The sequence below is a fragment of the Stenotrophomonas sp. ISL-67 genome (genome assembly GCF_018612915.1).
Lineage (GTDB): Bacteria > Pseudomonadota > Gammaproteobacteria > Xanthomonadales > Xanthomonadaceae > Stenotrophomonas.
Window position 1 is genome coordinate 83,389 of the sequence record NZ_JAGGRL010000007.1, and the last position, 21,053, is coordinate 104,441.

At 66.5% G+C, this 21,053-nt stretch carries 19 protein-coding genes; 9 read left to right on the forward strand and 10 right to left on the reverse strand.

The window, feature by feature from the left end; genetic code table 11:
• Positions 1 to 4 precede the first annotated feature (4 nt).
• Entirely contained in the window at positions 5 to 1,372 is a 1,368-nt protein-coding gene (gene accC / locus J7J08_RS09250) for an acetyl-CoA carboxylase biotin carboxylase subunit (protein ID WP_214904361.1), read from the forward strand.
• A 162-nt stretch (positions 1,373 to 1,534) separates the two neighbouring features.
• On the opposite strand, the gene J7J08_RS09255 is transcribed toward accC, so the two are convergent.
• The 3 genes from J7J08_RS09255 to J7J08_RS09265 all read right to left on the reverse strand — a co-directional run bounded on the left by J7J08_RS09255 (position 1,535) and on the right by J7J08_RS09265 (position 5,135).
• The gene (locus J7J08_RS09255; protein WP_214904363.1) at positions 1,535 to 3,355 is read right to left on the reverse strand and encodes a hypothetical protein; all 1,821 of its coding nucleotides are present in this window, start codon (positions 3,353 to 3,355) and stop codon (positions 1,535 to 1,537) included.
• A gap of 452 nt (positions 3,356 to 3,807) precedes the next feature.
• Positions 3,808 to 4,179: a hypothetical protein gene (locus tag J7J08_RS09260; RefSeq protein WP_214904366.1), complete on the reverse strand. Its 372-nt coding sequence runs from the start codon at positions 4,177 to 4,179 to the stop codon at positions 3,808 to 3,810.
• The gene (locus tag J7J08_RS09265) at positions 4,176 to 5,135 is read right to left on the reverse strand and encodes a hypothetical protein (protein WP_214904369.1); all 960 of its coding nucleotides are present in this window, start codon (positions 5,133 to 5,135) and stop codon (positions 4,176 to 4,178) included. The genes J7J08_RS09260 and J7J08_RS09265 overlap by 4 nt, the downstream gene beginning before the upstream one ends.
• A 172-nt stretch (positions 5,136 to 5,307) precedes the next feature.
• Here J7J08_RS09265 and prmA point away from each other — a divergent pair, with 172 nt between their 5' ends.
• The 6 genes from prmA to purD all read left to right on the forward strand — a co-directional run bounded on the left by prmA (position 5,308) and on the right by purD (position 11,530).
• On the forward strand, positions 5,308 to 6,228 hold the full coding sequence (gene prmA, locus J7J08_RS09270; protein WP_214904372.1) for a 50S ribosomal protein L11 methyltransferase: 921 nt from the start codon (positions 5,308 to 5,310) through the stop codon (positions 6,226 to 6,228).
• Positions 6,229 to 6,236: 8 nt separating this feature from the next.
• Positions 6,237 to 6,980 carry a DUF3426 domain-containing protein gene (locus J7J08_RS09275; protein ID WP_214904375.1) on the forward strand — a complete coding sequence of 248 codons (744 nt, stop codon included), beginning with the start codon at positions 6,237 to 6,239 and terminating at the stop codon, positions 6,978 to 6,980.
• Positions 6,981 to 7,092: 112 nt separating this feature from the next.
• On the forward strand, positions 7,093 to 7,368 hold the full coding sequence (gene fis / locus J7J08_RS09280; protein WP_068854228.1) for a DNA-binding transcriptional regulator Fis: 276 nt from the start codon (positions 7,093 to 7,095) through the stop codon (positions 7,366 to 7,368).
• A 133-nt stretch (positions 7,369 to 7,501) separates the two neighbouring features.
• Positions 7,502 to 9,085 (forward strand): bifunctional phosphoribosylaminoimidazolecarboxamide formyltransferase/IMP cyclohydrolase, encoded by a 1,584-nt coding sequence (gene purH, locus J7J08_RS09285; RefSeq protein ID WP_214904378.1) that lies wholly within the window; start codon positions 7,502 to 7,504, stop codon positions 9,083 to 9,085.
• A 76-nt stretch (positions 9,086 to 9,161) separates the two neighbouring features.
• Entirely contained in the window at positions 9,162 to 10,196 is a 1,035-nt protein-coding gene (locus tag J7J08_RS09290; RefSeq protein ID WP_214904381.1) for a virulence RhuM family protein, read from the forward strand.
• Between the two features lie 47 nt (positions 10,197 to 10,243).
• Complete coding sequence (purD, locus tag J7J08_RS09295; RefSeq protein ID WP_214904384.1) at positions 10,244 to 11,530, forward strand: phosphoribosylamine--glycine ligase; 1,287 nt, start codon at positions 10,244 to 10,246, stop codon at positions 11,528 to 11,530.
• Positions 11,531 to 11,658: 128 nt separating this feature from the next.
• Here purD and rpoH read toward each other — a convergent pair whose 3' ends face one another.
• From rpoH to rhlB, 6 genes are all read right to left on the reverse strand, one after another.
• A complete protein-coding gene (gene rpoH, locus J7J08_RS09300; RefSeq protein ID WP_068854233.1) occupies positions 11,659 to 12,534 on the reverse strand; it encodes an RNA polymerase sigma factor RpoH in 876 nt (291 codons plus the stop codon).
• A gap of 282 nt (positions 12,535 to 12,816) precedes the next feature.
• Complete coding sequence (gene ung, locus J7J08_RS09305; RefSeq protein ID WP_214904387.1) at positions 12,817 to 13,536, reverse strand: uracil-DNA glycosylase; 720 nt, start codon at positions 13,534 to 13,536, stop codon at positions 12,817 to 12,819.
• On the reverse strand, positions 13,533 to 14,375 hold the full coding sequence (locus tag J7J08_RS09310) for a response regulator (protein ID WP_214904389.1): 843 nt from the start codon (positions 14,373 to 14,375) through the stop codon (positions 13,533 to 13,535). Before J7J08_RS09310 ends, ung begins: the two co-directional genes overlap by 4 nt.
• A 12-nt stretch (positions 14,376 to 14,387) precedes the next feature.
• A complete protein-coding gene (gene ftsX / locus J7J08_RS09315) occupies positions 14,388 to 15,338 on the reverse strand; it encodes a permease-like cell division protein FtsX (protein WP_214904392.1) in 951 nt (316 codons plus the stop codon).
• Positions 15,335 to 16,021, reverse strand: coding sequence for a cell division ATP-binding protein FtsE (ftsE, locus tag J7J08_RS09320; RefSeq protein WP_214904397.1), 687 nt, complete (start codon positions 16,019 to 16,021; stop codon positions 15,335 to 15,337). Before ftsE ends, ftsX begins: the two co-directional genes overlap by 4 nt.
• 84 nt (positions 16,022 to 16,105) lie before the next feature.
• A complete protein-coding gene (gene rhlB / locus J7J08_RS09325; RefSeq protein WP_214904400.1) occupies positions 16,106 to 17,818 on the reverse strand; it encodes an ATP-dependent RNA helicase RhlB in 1,713 nt (570 codons plus the stop codon).
• Positions 17,819 to 18,359: 541 nt separating this feature from the next.
• On the opposite strand from rhlB, the gene trxA reads away from it, so the two are divergent.
• Together trxA and rho are read left to right on the forward strand one after the other, a co-directional pair.
• Positions 18,360 to 18,686 (forward strand): thioredoxin, encoded by a 327-nt coding sequence (trxA, locus tag J7J08_RS09330; protein WP_214904403.1) that lies wholly within the window; start codon positions 18,360 to 18,362, stop codon positions 18,684 to 18,686.
• Positions 18,687 to 18,912: 226 nt separating this feature from the next.
• Positions 18,913 to 20,670, forward strand: coding sequence for a transcription termination factor Rho (gene rho, locus J7J08_RS09335; RefSeq protein WP_214904406.1), 1,758 nt, complete (start codon positions 18,913 to 18,915; stop codon positions 20,668 to 20,670).
• A gap of 104 nt (positions 20,671 to 20,774) precedes the next feature.
• Here rho and J7J08_RS09340 read toward each other — a convergent pair whose 3' ends face one another.
• On the reverse strand, positions 20,775 to 20,984 hold the full coding sequence (locus tag J7J08_RS09340) for a hypothetical protein (RefSeq protein WP_214904409.1): 210 nt from the start codon (positions 20,982 to 20,984) through the stop codon (positions 20,775 to 20,777).
• Positions 20,985 to 21,053 lie beyond the last annotated feature (69 nt).

The window sequence follows — 21,053 nt, forward strand, 5'->3', positions numbered from 1 at the left end:
GTCCATGCTCGACAAAGTCGTTATTGCCAACCGAGGGGAGATCGCGCTGCGCATCCTGCGCGCGTGCCACACCCTCGGCATCCGCACGGTGGCCGTGCATTCCACGGTCGACCGCAACCTCAAGCACGTGGCCATGGCCGACGAGTCGGTCTGCATTGGTCCGGCGCCGTCGCCGGAAAGCTACCTCAACATCCCGGCGCTGATCGCGGCGGCGGAAGTGACCGATGCCCAGGCCATCCACCCGGGTTACGGCTTCCTGTCGGAAAACGCCGATTTCGCCGAGCGCGTGGAAGAATCCGGTTTCATCTTCATCGGCCCCAAGGCCGACACCATCCGCATGATGGGCGACAAGGTGGAAGCGATCCGCGCGATGAAGGCCGCCGGCGTGCCGTGCGTGCCCGGTTCGGGCGGACCGCTGGGCGAGGACATCGTGGCCAACACCAAGATCGCCCGTGAGATCGGCTACCCGGTCATCATCAAGGCGGCGGGTGGCGGCGGCGGGCGCGGCATGCGCGTGGTGCATGCCGAGGCATCGCTGAAGACCTCCATCGAAACCACCAAGAGCGAGGCCAAGGCCGCGTTCGGCAATGGTGAGGTGTACATGGAGAAGTTCCTGGAGAATCCGCGCCACGTGGAGATCCAGGTGCTGGCCGACGGCCAGGGCAACGCCATCCACCTGGGTGAGCGCGACTGCTCCATGCAGCGCCGCCACCAGAAGGTGGTGGAAGAAGCGCCGGCACCGGGCATCAGCGCCGAACAGCGCGAAGAGATCGGCAAGGTCTGCACCGAAGCGTGCGTGCGTATCGGCTACCGTGGCGCGGGTACCTTTGAGTTCCTCTATGAAGACGGCCGCTTCTACTTCATCGAAATGAACACCCGTATCCAGGTGGAGCACCCGGTAACCGAAATGGTGACCGGTATCGACCTGGTGGTGGAGCAGCTGCGCATCGCTGCCGGCCACAAGCTGAGCATCAAGCAGAGCGATGTGGTGCTGACCGGCCATGCGATCGAATGCCGCATCAACGCCGAAGATGCCGAAACCTTCGTGCCGAGCCCGGGCCAGATCACCGCGTTCCACCCGCCGGGTGGTCCAGGTGTGCGCGTGGATACGCACATCTACGCCGGCTACCGCGTGCCGTCGAACTACGACTCGATGATCGGCAAGCTGATCGTGCACGGGCCGGATCGTGAAACCGCCATCGCGCGCATGCGCGTTGCGCTGAGCGAGATGGTGGTGGACGGGATCAAGACCAACGTGGCGCTGCAGCAGCGCATCATGCGCGACAAGGGCTTCCAGGCGGGTGGGCAGAACATCCACTATCTGGAGAAGCGCCTGGCCGAGCGCAAGAACAAGTCGATTGCGTTGACGTGATCTGCTGGGTGGCTGGTTGAACAGGGAGGCGGGCATTGCCCGCCTTTCTGCTTTTTGGGGGTGCAGGCAGCCCGCTGGTGTTGCGTGGATGTTGCTCTGCGTGGGCCGACCAACGGTCGGCGCTACCGGGAGCGGGCACCCGTTTGTGGCACAGAAGTGCCGTCAGTCCCGCAGGGGGACGGCCAGAAGGGGTTGGGCGCCGAGGGGGCCCATTGCCTGTCTTGCTGCGCCCAGTTCTTCCAGGTGCAGTTCGCCCTGGGCCTGGGCGGTGACCTTGAACAGCACGTTGTTGCCGATCATCACCTGCGCTTCGTCCTGCAGTGAGAGCAGGCCGGTGGGATGGGCGTGGTGGTGCGCCAGCAGGGTTACCACGGTGGGCACGCCCCGCGGACTGTTACCCGCTGCGGCCACCGCGCGGCCACGGTCGCCGCTGGCGACCAGGAAGCTGCGGCTGTAGATCGTCTGGCCCACCTTCAGGTCGGCCAGCTGAGCGGCGTCCACGGCCAGCGCGGTGTGCACGCGGCCGGCGTGCGGGGGAATGCGCGCCAACCCTCGGTTGATGCGGGCCACGGCCTGGCCCGAATCGCGGAACACCGGCTGCAGGCTGCCGTACTGCAGGAAATCGTCCATTGAGCGGCGCCGCCAGGTGAGGTAACTGCGGATGGCGGCGCGTTGCAGCTGGCTCAGCCGCAGGCGGTCGTTCTGTGCCACCGCGCTTTCATACACCTGCGCTGCCTCCAGGCTGGGCATGCCTCGATATTCCACGTTGAATTCGGCCTGGGTCATGAAGCGGTGCTCCTGCGCGGGAATCGCCTGGCGGATGTCGGCGATGCGGTGCGCGGGCTGGCCTCGGGGGGGCAGGCGACCGGCACCGGTGCCGCGCGGCAGGTACACCGAGATGCGTTGGGTATGTTCGTCCACCTGGCGCAGGCGCACGCGGAAGTAACGGTCGTTGAAGCGCAGGTAGTGCCGCAGCCGGTTGCCCTTGCGGCTCATGTACCAACCTGGCCTGCTGACGTCGGGCACGACGCCGCGGCGGCGCGCCTGGTATTGGGTGAGGGCCTGCCCGTGATGGGTCTGCAGCGTGCTGGACAGGTCCGCCGAAAACTCGGGCGCCGACGTGGCACAAGCCTCGCCGGGTGCCCGCCGACAGCGCAGGGTTCGCACCGGTGTCGGCGCGGCTTCGCGCACCTGGTAGATGCCGTCGCGCTTGACCAGTTCCAGCGCGCCGATGCGCAGGCCCAAACCATCGGTCAAGGTGGCGGCGTAGTACCGGCCATCCACGCAGACGGCGTTGCCTGAAAGGTCGGCCTCCGGAGGGTTGTAGTACAGGATGCCGTCGGGGCCAAACAGGTCCAGGCGCAGCCGGGCATGGTCCAGCGGCACCTGACGATGCACCTGCTCGGCCACATGGTCGAAGAGCGGAATGGAGCTGCCCGGGCGGGTCACGCCGGCAGCCACCGGCCGTGTGGCCGGTGCGCGCTTCCATTGCCAATCGCCGGTGTCGAAGATCACATTGATCGTGCCGTCGTCGGTCAGCACCTGCAGCCGGCCTTCGCTGATGGTGAGGTCACGCTCGGCACCTTCATACCGCACCTGGACGCGACCGTCGTGCAGTTCGGCGGTCGTCTGGCGGATGACCATGCCGGGACGTCGCGGCGCACCGCGTGGGTTGGCGGGTGCACCAGGTTCCAGTCCATGCATGCCCCCCAGCGCCATCACGGCGTTGGTCAGTTCGGTCCGACCCAGTGGACGATCCTCCAGGACATCGGCGCCGGCATCGAGTACAACGGCCGCCTCCTGCATGCCAAGCACGCTGCGTCCGCCGAGCACGGCACCTTCGGCAAGGGTGGTGATCGCATCCCCCACCTGCAGCAGCGCGCGCATGCCCGAGCCCAGCGGCGGCGTGCAGCGCACCCCCTCATACCGTAGCCACGCGTTGCGGGCGTCGCTGAACAGCTCGGTCACTGGGCTGCGAAGCAACCCCGCTACGCCATGCAGCACCCCGGGCATGCTCGGCGAGACGGCCACAGGAATGCAGTTTGTCGTCATTGGCCCGACGACGCGTCCCGCCGGTGGCGGCGGAGTCGCTATCGGCACTCTGGCCGCGTTGGTCACCGTCAACACCGCTGCCAACGCCTGCATCGGCGTCTCCACCCGACGGATGACGGAGGTGTCCAACGGACGGGGGAAAGCGGGTCTTACTGGGCCGCGGGCTGGGAAGCGACCAGTGGCGTGCCGGTGGTCGGCTGCGGTAGTGGGCATGGGCAACTCACGGGGAAGGCGTGCCCGATGAAATCGAAGCACCGCGCCTCTGTCCAAGAGAAGCTAACTAAACGAATCGCAAAACCGATAGGCGCCGCATATATCCACGACGCAAGCGTCAAGGGCGGCGCAACCCAGCGGGCCCGGCAATGGGTTGCCGGGCGCATGCATCAACGGCTGGCGTCAGCCGCCGTGATCTGGGTGTCCTTGACCGGGGCCACGCCGAGTGACGACGTCGGGTCGACGATCACCATGGTTTCGGTGGAGCCATCCGGCCAGACCACCTGGAAGGTGCTGCCCGCCGGCAGCGCGGCGAACGGCATGCCGCTCTGCGCGCGGTACACCGCGGCCACCTGGCTGGCACCGGCGCGGCGCACGTCTTCCTGCGCCTTCACCGAGGTCAGGGTCACCTTCGACAATTGCCGGTAGCGGTCATCGTAGGTATCGATCATGACCAGGCCGACGGCACCGGCCGAATAGGCCACAAACAGCGCCACCCAGAACCAGAACTTGGCACCATGCAGGAATCGACGGTAATTCATGACCGGTTACTCCGCTTGATCAACTGCTCAACCAACGTTTTCATTTTCCCCGCACCTTGCCGCGATACCGCGGCGTCATACACGAAAGTGGCGAAGTCCTGCCCACCGTCCTGCGAACAGATCCCTCCGTTCGCGCAGAAATTGTTCATCAACACACTGTCCGGCCCACAGGCCATGCCCAGCTCGCACGCGGCCAGCCGCCAGGCCAGTTCGCTGAACTGGTCGCCGGCCACCAGCCCCTGCAGCGCGCCATCGCCACTGGCGCGCTGGCCCATGGCGGTGGAAATGGCCATGTAGGCTTCCGGGTCGCGCGAACCCATCACCCGCTCCACCAGGTCGCGGCGGTAATCGGGGCTGTCCTTGAGCGGCTGCCCGTCGGCGAACAACGCCGCTTCGGCGGCCAGGTTGCCGGCGCGGGCGGCCAGCACGCGCTGGGTAAGAATCAACGAACGGCCAAGACCGTCGCTGGAAACGAAACCCGCGCAGCGGCGCGCCACGCGCTCGCGCGCCAGCACCATCGGCGAGGATGCGCTCATGCCCAACCCCGTGAGTACGTTGTTGTCGAGCTGGTAGCCGCCCGGGTCCATCGCATAGATGGCGCAGTAGTCGTACACGCGGCTGACCATCCAGCCGGCTTCTGCATTGCCATCGGCGGCCTGCAGGCGCAGTCGCCGGGCGTAGGCGAACAGGTCGGTGTCGCCTTCGATGTCGGCACGGATGTCCAGCGGCAATCCCGACGGCACGGCGGTGCTGCGCTCACTGGTCAGCAACTGGCGCGCCAACTGCTGGGCCTGCGTGGGCGCCGTCGAACCCGTCCCCACCTGCAGTTCACTGACCGCGCCCGGCGCATGGTCCGCCTGCAGCGCACGGCCACCCGCGCGATAGCCCACCACCCCAAGCAACGCCAGGGCCGGTACCACCAGCAGCCAGGTTTTGAGGGTGGGCGCGAGGGCCATTGAGCAGGACCGGTCCGATGGATTCAGACAGCAGGATGCGGAGTTTAGCAATGGCGTAACCTGTTGTCTGAACACCTCGTCGCGTCGCTTCTCACCGACCCTTGAGACACGCCTCGCCGCGACCGCCCGCAATCGTCTAGCATTCACCGTTTTCCGCAGGTCCTTACCGCCCATGCCGTTCCTGGAACTCACCCTCCATTGCACCGAAGCCACCCAGCCCCGCTATGAGAATGCGCTGGACGACGTGGGCGCGCTGGCGGTGACCCTGCTCGACGCCGATGCCGACACCAGCAACGAGCGCGCCATCCTGGAACCGGGCGTGGGCGAAACCCCGCTGTGGAACGACCTGGTGCTGAGCGCCCTGTTCCCGGCCGATACCAACGCGCTGGCGCTCCTGGCCGCATTGGAAGCGTTCGACCCGGGCCTGGAATGGAGCAACGCGAGTTTCCGCGCGGTGCAGGATGAGGATTGGGAACGTGCCTGGCTGGACCAGTTCCAGCCAATGGCCTTTGGTAACCGTACCTGGATCGTGCCGTGGAACCATGCGTTGCCCGAGGCCGCGCAGGCCGCCGATGCGGCCGTGGTGCGGCTTGATCCTGGCCTGGCGTTTGGTTCGGGCACCCACCCGACCACGGCGCTGTGCCTGCGCTGGCTGGACGGGCTGGCCGCCGAGGGCGTGCTGGCCGGGCAGACGGTGCTGGATTTCGGCTGCGGCTCGGGCATCCTGGCACTGGCCGCGCTCAAGCTCGGCGCAGCCAGGGCGGTGGGCGTGGACAACGACCCGCAGGCGGTGCTCGCCACGGGCGACAACGCCGAGCGCAATGCACTGCAGGACCGCATGCAGGTCCATCTTCCGGCCGACGAACCGCAGGCCACCTACCCGGTGGTGGTGGCCAACATCCTGGCCTCGGCGCTGGATGCGCTGGCCGAGGTGCTGGCCGCCCGCGTGGCACCGGGCGGGCGCATCGCGCTGTCGGGCATCCTGCACGGGCAGGAAGACGAACTGCTGGTGCGTTACGCGCCGTGGTTTGAACAGCTTGAAGTCGCACGCGACGACGACTGGATGCGCATCACCGGTGTGCGCCGTGCTTGAATGACCCGATGACCGAGCCGACACCGCCACCGCGACGTCCACTGGCCACGTTCCTGCGTGCGTCAACCGAGCCCACGCCCGAGGCGGTCGACGCGATCGCGTCGCCTCCCGGCGCGGACCACAACCAGGACAACCCGGTTGCCGTCGAGGCTGAAGCGGACATCAGCCACGCCCCGGACGCGGACGAGGGCGACGCTGCGTTCAAGCGCCTGGCCGAAGACACCGGCGCCTACGTTACCGCCACTCCCGCGCCCAGCTTCATGCGCGCACCGGAAGCAGCACCGCCCACCCCGCGCTGGCAGTGGGGACTGGTCGCCGGGCTTGTGGTGCTGCTGTCGCTGCAGATCGCGGTGGCCGACCGCGCGCGCCTGGCCGCCGATGCCGGCAGCCGGCCGTGGATTGCCGGGCTGTGCGGCGTGCTGCACTGCCGCCTGCCGGCATGGCAGGAACCGGCCGCTTTCAGCATGATAAGCCGCGATGTGCGACCGGTGCCCGGGCAGCCCGGCGCGCTGCAGGTGCAGGCCAGCTTCCGCAACGATGCACGTTGGGAGCAGGCCTGGCCGTCGCTGCGGCTGTCGCTGTCCGATCCCGATGGCCGCGTGATCGGCACCCGCGTGTTCGCATCGCGCGACTACCTGGACCCTACGGTCGATGCCGCATCGGTACTGGAACCGGGCCAGAGCGCGCAGATTGCGTTCCGGGTCCGCGAGCCTGCCGCGTCCACCGTCGCATTCACCTTCGAGTTCCTGTAACCCGGCGTCCTGCCAGCGAGCGTGGCGGGCCAGCCACGCACGCGCTAGACTGGCCGCTCCAAAATTTTCCACCAGGGTTGTAGTTCGCCCTGGCTTCGCACCGGGATCCTTCTTGAACGCTGTCCTTTCTCGTCCTGACAATAGTCGTGGCGCGCCCAAGCCACCGCTGCGCGAACACGTGGCCCAGTCGGTCCGGCGCTACCTGCGGGACCTGGATGGCTGCGATGCGGATGACGTGTACGAGATCGTCCTGCGCGAGATGGAAATTCCGCTGTTCGTGGAGGTGCTCAACCACTGCGAAGGCAACCAGAGCCGCGCGGCGTCGATGCTGGGCATCCACCGCGCCACCCTGCGCAAGAAGCTGAAGGAATACGGCATCGCCACGTGATGCCCAGGCGTACCGACCAACGGTCGGTACCTACCGCAGCGGGCGTTGAGGCGGGGCATTTACCCGGTAGGTACCGACCGTTGGTCGGTACGGCCTACAATATGGGCCCGTTCCGCTTCGATCTCCTGCCCCCATGAGTTCCGATCTGCTGCCCGTGCGCCGGGCCCTGCTTTCCGTTTCCGACAAGACCGGCCTGGTCGACCTGGCCCGTGCCCTGGCCGCACGCAACGTCGAGCTGCTCTCCACCGGCGGCACCGCCAAGGCACTCCGCGACGCGGGCCTGCCGGTCAAGGACGTGGCCGATGTCACCGGCTTCCCGGAAATGATGGATGGGCGGGTCAAGACACTGCACCCGCTGGTGCATGGCGGCCTGCTGGGCCGTGCCGGCCAGGACGAGGCGGTGATGGCCGAACATGGCATCGCGCCGATCGACCTGCTGGTGCTGAACCTGTACCCGTTCGAGCGCGTCACCGCCAACGCAGACTGCACGTTGGCCGATGCGGTGGAGAACATCGATATCGGCGGCCCGGCGATGCTGCGCTCGGCTGCCAAGAACTTCGCCCGCGTCGCGGTGGCCACCGATCCGTCCCAGTACACCGAACTGCTGGCCGAGCTGGATGCCAACGATGGCAAGCTCTCGGCGGCCAAGCGCTTCGCGCTGTCGGTAGCGGCGTTCAACCGCGTTGCACAGTACGACGCGGCGATCAGCAACTATCTTTCGGCCGTGACCGCCACCGATGAAGCCGTGCCGCTGCGCACCGAATTCCCGGCGCAGATGAATTCCAGCTTCGTGAAAATGATGGACCTGCGCTACGGCGAGAACCCGCACCAGGCCGGCGCGTTCTACCGCGACCTGTACCCGGTGCCGGGCACGCTGGCCACGTTCCAGCAGCTGCAGGGCAAGGAGCTGAGCTACAACAACCTGGCCGACGCCGATTCCGCATGGGAATGCGTGCGTCAGTTCGACGCACCGGCCTGCGTGATCGTCAAGCATGCCAACCCGTGCGGCGTGGCCGTCGGTGCCGGCAACGGCGACGCCTATGAACTGGCCTATGCCACGGACCCGACCAGCGCCTTTGGCGGCATCATCGCCTTCAACACGCCGCTGGACGCCGCCACCGCCAAGGTGATCCTGGACCGCCAGTTCGTCGAAGTGCTGATCGCCCCGGACTACGAGCCAGCGGCGCTGGAGTACGCGCAGAAGAAGGCCAACGTGCGCGTGCTGCGCATTCCGCACGGCGAGGGTCGCAACAACTACGACACCAAGCGCATTGGTTCGGGCCTGCTGGTGCAGAGCGCGGACAACCGTGGCATGGGCCGCGATGAGCTGACAGTGGTGAGCAGACTGGCACCGACCGAAAAGCAGTTCACCGACCTGTTGTTCGCCTGGAGCGTGGCCAAGTTCGTGAAGTCCAACGCGATCGTCTATGCCAAGGACAACCGCACGATCGGTGTTGGCGCCGGGCAGATGAGCCGCGTGTACTCGGCGCGCATCGCCGGCATCAAGGCCGCCGACGCCAACCTGGTGGTGGAAGGTTCGGTGATGGCCTCCGACGCGTTCTTCCCGTTCCGCGACGGCATCGACGCAGCTGCTGCTGCCGGCATCAAGGCGGTGATCCAGCCGGGTGGTTCGATGCGCGACGCCGAGGTGATCGCCGCGGCCGACGAACACGGCCTGGCGATGGTGTTTACCGGCGTGCGTCACTTCCGGCATTGATTGTTCGGCGTAAGGTGGGGGCCGACCAGGCGTCGGCGCCCGCCGGCAGATTTGGACTGGAGCTGGAGGTGATCGCATGACCGACAACCATGGCGAGCTGATTCTGTACCGCACCGATGACGGTCGGACGGAGGTTCATCTGCGCGCTGAAGAAGGCACGGTTTGGCTTACCCAGCATGAGTTGGCAGAGCTCTTCGATACCACCAAGCAGAACGTCAGCCTTCACATACGGAACATTCTGGAGGACGGGGAGCTGCCAGCTGAAGCAACTGTCAAGGATTACTTGACAGTTCAACTCGAAGGTAAGCGCAGGGTCAATCGATCGGTTCAGCTATACAGGCTGGAGATGATCCTGGCTGTCGGGTTTCGCGTCCGGTCGCCACGGGGAAGCCAGTTCCGTCGTTGGGCCGGCAGCGCGCTCTCCGACTATCTGGTGAAAGGATTCCTGCTCAACGATGAGCGGCTCAAGGACGCCGAGCGCGCGGATTACTTCAACGAGCTGCTGCGCCGCATCCGCGACATTCGCAGTTCGGAGAAGCGCTTCTACCAGACGCTGCGTGACCTGTTCAAAGCCAGCAGCAGCGATTACGACGGCACGGCAGCGACCGCCAAGACGTTCTTTGCCACCATCCAGAACAAGCTGGTCTACGCCATTACCGGCCGCACCGCTGCGCAGCTGATTGTCGAGCGTGCCGATCCAGATGCTGCCCACATGGGTCTGACGAACTGGTCTGGAAACAAGCCCCGCAAGTCTGACGCGGTCGTCTCAAAGAACTACCTTGCGCAGCCGGAACTCGAGCAGCTCAATCGGCTGGTCACCATGTTCCTCGACTTCGCTGAAGATCGCGCCGAACGCCGCATGGAAACCCGGATGGAAGACTGGATCAGGCAGACCGACCGCTTCCTCGACTTCAATGAACGCGCCATCCTCGATGGTCCCGGACGCGTCTCCAACAAACATATGGAGGCCATCATCGCAGAGCGATATGCGGCCTTCGATGCTTCGCGCCGCGCGCAGGAGAAGGTTGCTGCCGATGTGGAGGCCGAGCTGGATATGCAGCAGCTGCACGCCGAAACAAAGCGCCTGGCTTCCCGTGAGAAGTCGGTCTAACCCGGTTCCGCATCACTTTTTCCTACCGTTACCCAGGATCGTCCTCAATGAAACTTCTCGTCATCGGCTCCGGCGGTCGTGAACACGCGCTGGCCTGGAAGCTGGCTCAGTCACCCCGTGTCAGCGAAGTACTGGTTGCACCGGGCAACGCGGGCACCGCCACCGAGGCGCGTTGCCGCAACGTGCCGGTCAAGGTCACCGACCTGGATGGCCTGCTGGCGCTGGTGCAGGCCGAGGGTGTCGAGCTGACCGTGGTCGGCCCGGAAGTGCCGCTGGTGGCAGGCGTGGTCGACCGCTTCCGCGCTGCCGGGCACCGCATCTTCGGGCCGACGGCTGCTGCCGCGCAGCTGGAAGGCAGCAAGGCCTATGCGAAAGACTTCCTGGCCCGCCACAACATTCCCACCGCGTTCTATGCAGTGCACACCGAGGTGGACGCGGCGCTGGCCTACATCCGCGACAAGGGCGCGCCGATCGTGGTCAAGGCCGACGGCCTGGCCGCCGGCAAGGGCGTGATCGTGGCGATGACGCTTGCCGAAGCCGAGGACGCGGTGCGCGACATGCTGTCGGGCAACGCGTTCGGTGATGCCGGTGCACGCGTGGTGATCGAGGAATTCCTCGACGGCGAAGAGGCCAGCTTCATCTCGATGGTCGACGGCACCACCGCCTTGCCGATGGCCACTTCGCAGGACCACAAACGCGTGGGCGATGGCGATACCGGCCCGAATACCGGCGGCATGGGGGCCTATTCGCCCGCGCCGGTGGTCACCGATGAAGTACATGCGCGGGTCATGCGCGAGGTGGTGAACCCTACCGTGCAGGGCATGATCGCCGATGGCATTCCGTTCACCGGCTTTCTTTATGCCGGTTTGATGATCGATGCCAGCGGCGCACCGAAGGTGATCGAATTCAACGTGCGCTTCGGCGACCCCGAAACCCAGCCGGTGATGCTGCGCCTGCAGTCGGACCTGGTGGACCTGGTGGAAGCGGCCATCGATGCATGCCTGGACACGGTGCAGGCGCAATGGGACCCGCGCCCGTCGCTGGGCGTGGTGATGGCCGCTTCGCCGTACCCGGAAGCGCCGATCACCGGCGATGTGATCCAAGGGCTGGACGAGGTGCCTGCCACGGCCAAGGTGTTCCATGCCGGCACCACGCTGGATGCGCAGGGCCAGGTGCTCAGCGCCGGCGGCCGCGTGCTGTGCGTGGCCGCACTGGGCGACAGCGTGGGCGACGCGCAGGCCAATGCGTATGCGGGCGTGGCAAAGGTGTCGTGGGAACACGAATTCCACCGCAACGACATCGGCTGGCGCGCGATCGCACGCGAGAAGGCGTAGCCGCGTCGCCCGACCAACGGTCGGGCGCTACCGGTTCGCCGGTAGGTACCCACCGTTGGTGGGTACGCTTCCGAAACAACAAAAAACCCGGCGCTGCCGGGTTTTTGTCTGCTGCGTTGAGCGCCGCGTCAGGCGGTAAACAACGCCTTCATCTTCTTCAGCGCGTTCGCTTCCACCTGGCGGATGCGTTCGGCGGACACGCCGTACTCATCGGCCAGTTCCTGCAGCGTGACCTTGCTGTCGGCATCCAGCCAGCGGCGACGGATGATGTCGCGCGAGCGGGCGTCGAGCTCGGCAAGACCTTCGCGCAGCAGCTGCAGCTGGTTGTCTTCGCTGTCGGCACGCTCGTAGGCCATCGACGGGTCTTCGTCGTTGGCCACCAGGAACGCAGCCGGCGACGGCGGCGCATGCTCGTTGTCGTCATCGCTGGGCGCATCGAAACCGATATCGCGGCCTGACAGGCGCGATTCCATCTCAAGCACTTCACGCTCGGACACGTTCAGGTCCTTGGCAACGGCCGTGACTTCAGCCGCGTTCAACCAGCCCAGGCGGGTCTTGGACTTGCGCAGGTTGAAGAACAACTTGCGCTGCGCCTTGGTCGTGGCGACCTTGACGATGCGCCAGTTCTTCAGAATGAACTCGTGCATTTCGGCACGGATCCAGTGCACCGCGAACGACACCAGGCGAACGCCCATGTCCGGGTCGAAGCGCTTCACGGCCTTCATCAGGCCGATGTTGCCTTCCTGGATCAGGTCGCCCAGCTGCAGGCCGTAGCCGTTGTAGCCACGGGCCACGTGCACCACGAAGCGCAGGTGGGAATGGACCAGCTCGCGCGCGGCGTCCAGGTCCTGCTCGTCGCGGAAGCGGCGGGCCAGGTCCTGCTCGTCATCGACCGTCAATACCGGTATCTGGTGCACGGCGCCGATGTAGGCGTCCAGCGAACCGAGCGCACTGGGAATCGGGAGATTGTTTGCCACAAGGGCAGTAGACATGTTCTGGCTCATAGAGGTCATCTTATCAGTCCCGGTTTTGGACTGCTGACGGTTCAAAAAGTTCCAGCGTTCCGTGAGTGAAACGCTGACGGAGATCAGGTGCCTAACGTACCGCGAAATGGTGGCAGTGGCGAGCGGCCCGGGAAGGTATCTTATTTCTTTATAAATCAAATGGATACGATCAAAAACGTCAGGTCTTCGTAGTTTTGGGCAGGACAATCCCACCCGGAGCGACCCATTCAGGGAAAAAGGGTTGCCAGGCATTCAGCCTACCCGCGCGCCGGTAGTGGTGGGTTACACCGAAAGGTCGAGCGCAGCTCGCTCGGGCAACGACCAGTCGATGCGGCCCAGGCCACGCCGGTCCAGGTACTGGTTGGCCGACGAGAAATGCCGGCAGCCCAGGAAACCGCGATGCGCCGACAGCGGCGACGGATGCGGTGCCTTGAGCACGCGGTGGCGGCTGGTATCGATCACCTTGCCCTTCTGCTGGGCATAGCTGCCCCACAGCAGGAACACCAGGCCGTCGCGTTCACGGTTGAGGGTGTCCACCACGTGGTCGGTGAACCCTTCCCAGCCGCGCTTCTGGTGCGAACCGGCCTGCCCTTCCTCCACGGTCAGCACCGCGTTGAGCAGCAGCACGCCACGGCGCGCCCATGGCAGCAGGCAGCCATGGTCCGGGCGCGGCAGGCCGAGATCGGCTTCCAGTTCCTTGTACATGTTCAACAGCGACGGCGGCACCGGCACGCCGGGCATCACCGAAAAGCTCAGGCCATGGGCCTGGCCCGCGCCGTGGTACGGATCCTGGCCAAGGATGACCACCTTGACCTGGTCGAACGGGGTGGCGTCGAACGCGGCGAAGATCTGCGGCCCCGGTGGGAACACGTGGGCACCGGCGGCTTTGCGCTGGCGCAGGAACGCGGCCAGTTCGCGCATTTCGGGGCGCAGCAGGTAATCGCCAATGCGCGCCTTCCAGCTCGGTTCAAGCTGGATGGCCGGTTGTACGTCGTCGTTCATCGCACCACGGGTTTGTCGTTGAGTCGCGACAGGCGCAACTGGAACAGCACCTTGGTGACCAGCAGCCGTTCTTCGATCGGCTTCTGCACCAGGTCGTTGGCACCGGCCTGCAGCAGCCCGGACTGGTTGAGCGGGTTGCCATCGCCGGTCATCACCAGCACCGGCAGGCGCCGTTTGCCGTAGCCGAAGTCCACGCGGACGCGCTCGACCACATCCAGCCCGCTGAGCTCGCCCTTCAGGGTGACGTCGGTCAGCACCAGGTCGATGCGGTGGCTGCTGCGGCCCAACGATTCGGCGGTGAGCAGTGCGAACGCTTCTTCGGCGGTCATCACGTGCAGCACGTTGAGGCTCTGCCGCTCGAGCATGCGCTTGGTCGCTTCGGCAACCACGCGGCTGTCCTCCACGTACAGGATGGTGGCGCCGGGAATGGTTTCCGGCTGCACATAGCCACGGATGAAGGTCGCCAGGGCTTCATGGCCCAGCGCCTTGTCGAAATAGTCGGTGACGTAGTCGGTGAAGCGACGCTGCTCCAGGTGCTGCTGGGCATCACCGGAGACCACGATCACCGGCACGTACGCCTGCCCGGCGGTTTCGCGCACCAGCCGGGCCAGGTCCAGGCCGTCGCCATCGCTGAGCGTCAGCGAGGTGGTGACCAGGTTGACCGGGCCGGCCTCCAGCGCCATGCGGGCGTCTTCGATGCAGGCGCAGCCCACCACCTCGACCGCCGGCAGCTCGCGCTGCAGCACGTCGGCGATGAGCTTGCGGACCAGCTTGGAACCATCGACCACCATGACGCGTGGCGCGTCATCGACGAGGTGCTTCAGTACTTGCGGACGCATGCAGGGCAGGCCTCAGGTTTCGGTCGGACGGGTCTGGCGCAGGAAATGCCCCGTCACCAGCCACGCGCCCAGCCAGCCCAGCACGACAGTGCCGACCAGCACAAGCGATGAATGCAACAGGTCCAGCCCATGCAGCACGAACGGGCTGGCATAGCTTTGCGACAGCGCGGCCAGCGGCGGGCGCAGCGCAAGCCCTGCCCCGCCGACCAGCGCCAGGGCCAACGCACCGGCGCCCAGCCCGTACCACGCGCCCAGGTACAGGAACGGGCGACGGATGAAACCGTCGCTGGCGCCCAGCAGCTGCAGCACGCCGATCTCATCACGCCGGGCCTGGATGTCCAGCCGCACCGTATTGCCGACCACCAGCGCCGCGCCCAGCCCCAACAGCACCGACAGCACCTGCACCAGCCGCGTGCCGAAGCCCAGCCAGGCATCCAGGCGCTTGCGCCACAACGCGTCGTGCTGGACCAGGTCGGCCTGCGGCAGGCCCTCCAGCGACTGTGCCAGGCGCGCGTCGTCGGTGCCGTTGGCCGGGGTGATGATCAACAGCGACGGCAGCGGGTTGTCGTGCAGCGCATCGATGGCCTCGCCCAGTCCGGCACTGTCGCGCAGTTCGGCCAGGCCTTCATCCGGCGAACGCAGGGTCACCCCGGCCACGTCGGCGCGACCGCGCAGGGTGTCGGCCACCTGTTTGGCCGCTGCCGCATCGACATCGGTCTTCAGGAACAGGTTGATGTCACGCGACTGCTGCACGCTGCCGGCGAAATGGGTGAGGTTGTCCAGCGCGATCGACAGGCCCAGCGGCAGGGCCAGGGCGAGCGCCATCACCATCACCGTAAGCAGGGTGGCCCACGGCTTGCGCCAGGCACGGCCCAGGCTGAACACCACGCTGTGGCCGTGGTGGTGCAGCCACACGCCCAGGCGCGACGGTGCGGCGGCTCCCTTGTTGGTGGCGGTGCTCATTCGGCCAGGTCCTGCGGCGAGATGTCGTCGATCAGCTTGCCGTGGTCGAGGATCAGCACGCGCTTGCGCATGGCGCGCAGCAGCGCCAGGTCGTGGCTGACCACCAGCACGCTGGTGCCGCGCTCGGGCAGTTCGGCGAACAGCGCCATGATTTCGGCGGCCAGCGTCGGGTCCAGGTTGCCGGTGGGTTCGTCGGCGACCAGCAGCTTGGGCTCGCCGACGATCGCACGGGCGATGCCGACGCGTTGCTGCTCACCGGCCGACAGCTGCGACGGCAGCGCCTTCTCGCGATGGCCCAGGCCCATGCGCTCGAGCACCGAACGCACGCGCTTGCCAATATCGCCGCGCCGGGTGCCGCGCAGGATCAGCGGCAGGGCCACGTTTTCGGCAATGCTGCGGTCCATCAGCAGGCGGTGGTCCTGGTAGACCGCACCGACCGCGCGACGATGATGCGGGATATCGCCACCGCGCACCTTGAGCAGGTTGCGCGCGTCGAACACCACCGCGCCACGGCTGGGCCGTTCGTCGAGGTGGATCAACTTGAGCAGGGTGCTCTTGCCGGCGCCGGAGTGCCCGGTGACGAACAGCATTTCGCCGGGCGCGACATCGAAGCTGACGTCCACCAGAGCCTGGTGGCCGCCCGCATAGTGTTTGCTGACATTGTCAAAACGCAGGACGCTCATTCCTCCGATTATGCAGGAGGAGGGCGGCGGCGGGGGAATGGCGTGCCGCCCGACCAACGGTCGGGCGCTACCGTTGATCGGAGATCAACCGCCCGACAGCATCCGGCGGATCTTGCGGCCGATGCGGGTCAGGAAGCCTGCGCCCGGGTCGGCGGCCGGCGCGATGTTGCGCATCGGCTTGGCGGTGACCTGCACCGGGGTGACCGACTGTGCGGCACCTTCGGCACCTTCCACCGGACGACCGTGGCGACGACGGCGACGCTTGCGCGGTGCGCGCTCGCCCTCGGCCGCACCTTCCGGCGCCCCTTCGGCGCGCGGCGGACGCGGCGCCTGGGGAGCCTTTGCAGCCTCCACCGGCGCGGCGCCTTCCACGGCAACAGCGGGCTGCTCGCCTTCCACGCGCGGCTTGCGCGGGCCACGCGGACGGCGTTCGCCGCTGCGCTCACCACTACGCTCGCCACGGCCACCACCGGAGCGGCTGCCGCTGGACGAACGACCACCACCGCGGCGCTCTTCTTCGGCGGCACGCGCTTCGCGCGCTTCGCGGAAGATCTGGCCGACGCTTTCGTTCTCGTCGCCTTCCTCGCCCGCCGGCGCCACGGCGCGTTCCGGGCGCGGCAACGCGGTCAGGATCTCGCTGGTGACTGCTTCCACCGGAATCTTCTGCTCGATGTAGGCCTCGATATCCGGCAGGCCCATCGCATAGCGTTCGCAGGCGAAGCTGATCGCATCACCTTCCTCGCCCAGGCGGGCGGTACGGCCGATGCGGTGCACGTAGTCTTCGGCGTCGAACGGCAGGTCGTAGTTGTAGACGTACTTGATGCCGTCGATGTGCAGGCCGCGCGCGGCCACGTCGGTGGCCACCAGGATTTCCAGCTGGCCCTTCTGGAAGCGGTTGAGCAGGCTCTCGCGCTTCTTCTGCGGCACGTCGCCGGACAGCACGCCGACGCGGTAGCCGGCCTTTTCCAGCGAGCGCGCCACGCGTTCCACGAACACCTTGGTGTTGACGAACACCATGGTGCGCGCGCCTTCGCTGCGCGAGAGCAGCCCCAGCAGCAGCGGGATCTTCTCTTCGTCGGCCGGGAAGTAGATGCGCTGGCGCACGCGCGCGGCGGTGATCGATTCGCTTTCCACCACCAGCTTCTGCGGCTCGTTCATGTGTTCATAGGCCAGCTCCAGCACGCGGTGGCTGAGCGTGGCGCTGAACAGCAGGGTCTGGCGCGTGGTGCGCTCGGGCATGCGGCGCAGCAGGAAGCGGATGTCCTTGATGAAGCCCAGGTCGAACATGCGGTCGGCTTCGTCGAGCACGCAGATTTCACAGGCATGCAGCGACACCACCTTGTGCTGCTTGACGTAATCGATCAGGCGGCCGGGGGTGGCGATGATCACGTCCACGCCCTGCTGCAGCAATTCGCGCTGCTTGTCGTAATCGACGCCGCCGTAGACCAGCGCAAAGCGCAGGCCCAGGTCCGAGCCGAACTTCACCGCGTCCTTGTGGATCTGGATGGCCAGTTCGCGGGTGGGCGCCAGGATCAGCGCGCGCGGGTCTTCCGGCTTGCGGTCGGCCAGCGCCGGGCGGGTCAGCAGGCGGTTCACCACCGCGACCAGGAAGGCCAGCGTCTTGCCGGTACCGGTCTGGGCCTGGCCCGCCACATCGCCGCCGGGCAATGCCACCGGCAGGGTCAATGCCTGGATCGGGGTGCAGCGGGTGAAACCAGCGCCTTCAAGGCCAGCCTGCAGGGCCGGATGGAGATCGAAGGAGGAGAAGGTCAAATCGGTCAGCGGTTTGTCGCTCATGAGTCCGTCTTGGTAAGGCCAGCCGACAGAGATGCGGGTGGCTTGCAATCTTGGGGGCACCGTCGCCATTGCGGGCCCTGCGCCTGGGAAGGCGGAGGCCGGACCGAACCGGTCCCGGGGCGCCGCACAGTGAGCCAGTTTAACGCAAAGCGGCCGGCAAACCGGGGGAGGGCGTCGCACACCCCCATGCGACGGCCCAGCCGGACGTAGAGCCACGCCCTGCGTGGCTGCCTTTCACGCCCCCAACCCCCAGTTGAACGCCGTGGCTCGAGGGGCTGGAACCGCCACCACCCCACCCGCATATCGTTCCAGCCAACCCCGGCAAAGCGCGATGACGGTCACAGGACGATTCTTTCCAACCGGTGTCTGTTGCCTCGCGACGATAGGGGTACACTGCCGGCCGTGAGCGTCCAGGCATCCATCGGACGCACCGCTGGCTGCACACGCGGCCACGAGGCAGCAGACGCGGGCCAGGCCTCCAGCCTTGTCCAGGTTCAACCCCTCCGGCCCTGCCGGGTGCACTCCAAAACGAGAGACCAAGATGAGCGACAAGGTTGTACATGTCGGCGATGCCGACTTCGATAGCACCGTGCTGAATTCCAAGGAACCGGTCCTGGTCGACTTCTGGGCCGAGTGGTGTGGTCCCTGCAAGATGATCGCCCCGGCGCTGGAAGAACTGGCCGATGCCTACCAGGGCCGCGCGAAGATCGTGAAGGTCAACGTGGACAACAACCGCGCTCTGGCGTCCACGTACCACGTCCGCTCGATTCCGTATCTGGTGGTGTTCAAGGACGGCGCGAAGGTCGGCGAGCAAATCGGTGCGGTGGGCAAGGCCCAACTGGCCCAGCTGCTCGACAAGGCGCTTTGACCTGATGTCCCCGGCAGCCGGTCACCCGGCTGCCCCGCGGGCCCGACGCCCGCATGAATGACCCTGCCCCACCCGGCTTGCGCACCGCCGCGAGCCGGTGTTAGTGTCGGCATATCCGGCCGCATTCGCGCGCCGCATCTTCTGGACGACGTCTCTTTCCAGAATCCCTTCCCAACGTTCGCCGCCCCTGCCGGGCGCTCGCACCTTCCAGCGAGGAATTCAGCACTTGTCCGATATCACTACTTCCGAACCCGGGAGCGCCGACGCGCCCGCCGAGAAGCGCGTGCGCAAGCCGCGCGTCGCCAAGGCCGCTGCCAGCAGCGCCGACACCGGGTCTTCCCCCGAACAGAACGCCCTGCCCCTGGCTGCCGCGCCGGCGCCGGCTGCACCCGCAGCGCCGCAGCAGACACCCCAGGCACCGGCCACCTCCAGCGGCGATGCTCCGGCCCCGCAGGGCGGTGGCCAGGACGCCGGCGACGGCGGCCAGCGCACCAACAACCCGCAGGGCGGGCAGAACCCGTACCAGCAGGGTCAGAATCAGGCCCAGGGCCAGAACCAGGGCCAAGGCAACCGCCGCGACCGATTCCGTAATCGCCGCGACCGCGACCGCAATCGTGGTGGTGGTGGTGGCGGCTTCCGCGACGACGGCATGCCGCAGGACAATGGCGAGCAGCAGCCGTTCGTGCGCAGCCAGCAGGCCAACGTGCCCGAGGGCTTCCCGGTCTATTCGCTGAGCGACCTCAAGCGCATGCCGGCACAGAAGCTGCTGGAGATCGCCGAGCAGCTGCAGATTTCCGAAGGCGTGGCGCGTGCCCGCAAGCAGGACGTCATCTTCGCCCTGCTCAAGGTACTCACCCGCCATGGCGACGGCGTGGCCGCCGACGGCGTGCTGGAAATCCTGCCGGACGGCTTCGGCTTCCTGCGCGCGGCCGAAGCCAGCTACCTGGCCGGCCCGGACGACACCTACATTTCGCCCAGCCAGATCCGCCGCTTCAACCTGCGCACCGGCGACCACCTGTCCGGCCGCATCCGCTTCCCGAAGGATGGCGAGCGCTACTTCGCGCTGTCGATCGTGGACACCATCAACGGTGAGCCGCTGGAAGCGTCCAAGAACAAGGTGCTGTTCGAGAACCTCACCCCGCTGTTCCCGCGCAAGCGCTTCACCCTGGAACGCGGCAACGGTTCGTCCGAAGACATCACCGGCCGCATCATGGATCTGATGGCACCGCAGGGCAAAGGTCAGCGTGCGCTGATCGTCTCCCCGCCCAAGGCCGGCAAGACGATGCTGATGCAGCAGGTGGCCACGGCGATCACCACCAACCATCCGGACGTGCACATGATCGTGCTGCTCATCGACGAGCGTCCGGAAGAAGTGACCGAAATGCAGCGCACCGTGCGCGGCGAAGTCATCAGCTCCACCTTCGACGAACCGGCCGCGCGCCACGTGCAGGTTGCCGAAATGGTGATCGAGCGGGCCAAGCGCCTGGTCGAACACAAGAAGGATGTGGTGATCCTGCTCGACTCGATCACCCGCCTGGCCCGTGCCTACAACAACGTGGTGCCCAGCTCCGGCAAGGTGCTCACCGGTGGTGTGGACGCCAACGCCCTGCACCGCCCGAAGCGCTTCTTCGGTGCCGCGCGCAACGTTGAAGAAGGCGGCAGCCTGACCATCATCGCCACCGCGCTGGTCGACACCGGCAGCAAGATGGACGAAGTGATCTACGAAGAGTTCAAGGGCACCGGCAACAGCGAAGTGCACCTGAACCGTCGTATCGCCGAAAAGCGCGTGTACCCGGCCATCGACATCAACCGTTCCGGCACCCGCCGCGAAGACCTGCTGATCGAACCGGAGCTGCTGCAGAAGATCTGGATCCTGCGCAAGCTGCTGCACCCGATGGACGAAATCGCCGCGATGGAATTCCTGCTCGACAAGATGAAGAACACCAAGTCCAACGACGAGTTCTTCGGTTCGATGAAGCGCTGACCGGCGCCGACATCGAAACAGAAAAGGCCCCGCATTGCGGGGCCTTTTTTTTGTTTCGCGGCGCCTTGCCTGCCCGGTAGGTATCGACCGTTGGTCGGTACACCTCAGGGACGCATGCGATCCAGCAGCGGGCCAAAGTGCAACGGCCCCAACGTTGCCACCGGCTCCGCAACGTCCACTGCATCGGCCGCTGCCCCCTCTTCCGGCCCGGCCGGCCCATCCCCGTGCTCAAACCCGATCCCTGCCCTCACCATCGTCGACACCGCAACAAGGATGAGCAGCGACAGCCCACCCAGGACATGCATCAGCGTCACATCGATCTCCCCGCGACTACGTAGCCCACACGCTACCGGCCACGCAGCGAGGATCCTCTGCAACAACTC

What these genes read in the sequence shown, in the direction of transcription:
- accC (WP_214904361.1), top strand. Translation starts at nt 5, where the DNA reads ATGCTCGACAAAGTCGTTATTGCCAACCGAGGGGAGATCGCGCTGCGC.
- J7J08_RS09260 (WP_214904366.1), bottom strand. Translation starts at nt 4,179, where the DNA reads ATGAATTACCGTCGATTCCTGCATGGTGCCAAGTTCTGGTTCTGGGTG.
- J7J08_RS09265 (WP_214904369.1), bottom strand. Translation starts at nt 5,135, where the DNA reads ATGGCCCTCGCGCCCACCCTCAAAACCTGGCTGCTGGTGGTACCGGCC.
- prmA (WP_214904372.1), top strand. Translation starts at nt 5,308, where the DNA reads ATGCCGTTCCTGGAACTCACCCTCCATTGCACCGAAGCCACCCAGCCC.
- J7J08_RS09275 (WP_214904375.1), top strand. Translation starts at nt 6,237, where the DNA reads ATGACCGAGCCGACACCGCCACCGCGACGTCCACTGGCCACGTTCCTG.
- purH (WP_214904378.1), top strand. Translation starts at nt 7,502, where the DNA reads ATGAGTTCCGATCTGCTGCCCGTGCGCCGGGCCCTGCTTTCCGTTTCC.
- J7J08_RS09290 (WP_214904381.1), top strand. Translation starts at nt 9,162, where the DNA reads ATGACCGACAACCATGGCGAGCTGATTCTGTACCGCACCGATGACGGT.
- purD (WP_214904384.1), top strand. Translation starts at nt 10,244, where the DNA reads ATGAAACTTCTCGTCATCGGCTCCGGCGGTCGTGAACACGCGCTGGCC.
- rpoH (WP_068854233.1), bottom strand. Translation starts at nt 12,534, where the DNA reads ATGAGCCAGAACATGTCTACTGCCCTTGTGGCAAACAATCTCCCGATT.
- ung (WP_214904387.1), bottom strand. Translation starts at nt 13,536, where the DNA reads ATGAACGACGACGTACAACCGGCCATCCAGCTTGAACCGAGCTGGAAG.
- J7J08_RS09310 (WP_214904389.1), bottom strand. Translation starts at nt 14,375, where the DNA reads ATGCGTCCGCAAGTACTGAAGCACCTCGTCGATGACGCGCCACGCGTC.
- ftsX (WP_214904392.1), bottom strand. Translation starts at nt 15,338, where the DNA reads ATGAGCACCGCCACCAACAAGGGAGCCGCCGCACCGTCGCGCCTGGGC.
- ftsE (WP_214904397.1), bottom strand. Translation starts at nt 16,021, where the DNA reads ATGAGCGTCCTGCGTTTTGACAATGTCAGCAAACACTATGCGGGCGGC.
- rhlB (WP_214904400.1), bottom strand. Translation starts at nt 17,818, where the DNA reads ATGAGCGACAAACCGCTGACCGATTTGACCTTCTCCTCCTTCGATCTC.
- trxA (WP_214904403.1), top strand. Translation starts at nt 18,360, where the DNA reads ATGAGCGACAAGGTTGTACATGTCGGCGATGCCGACTTCGATAGCACC.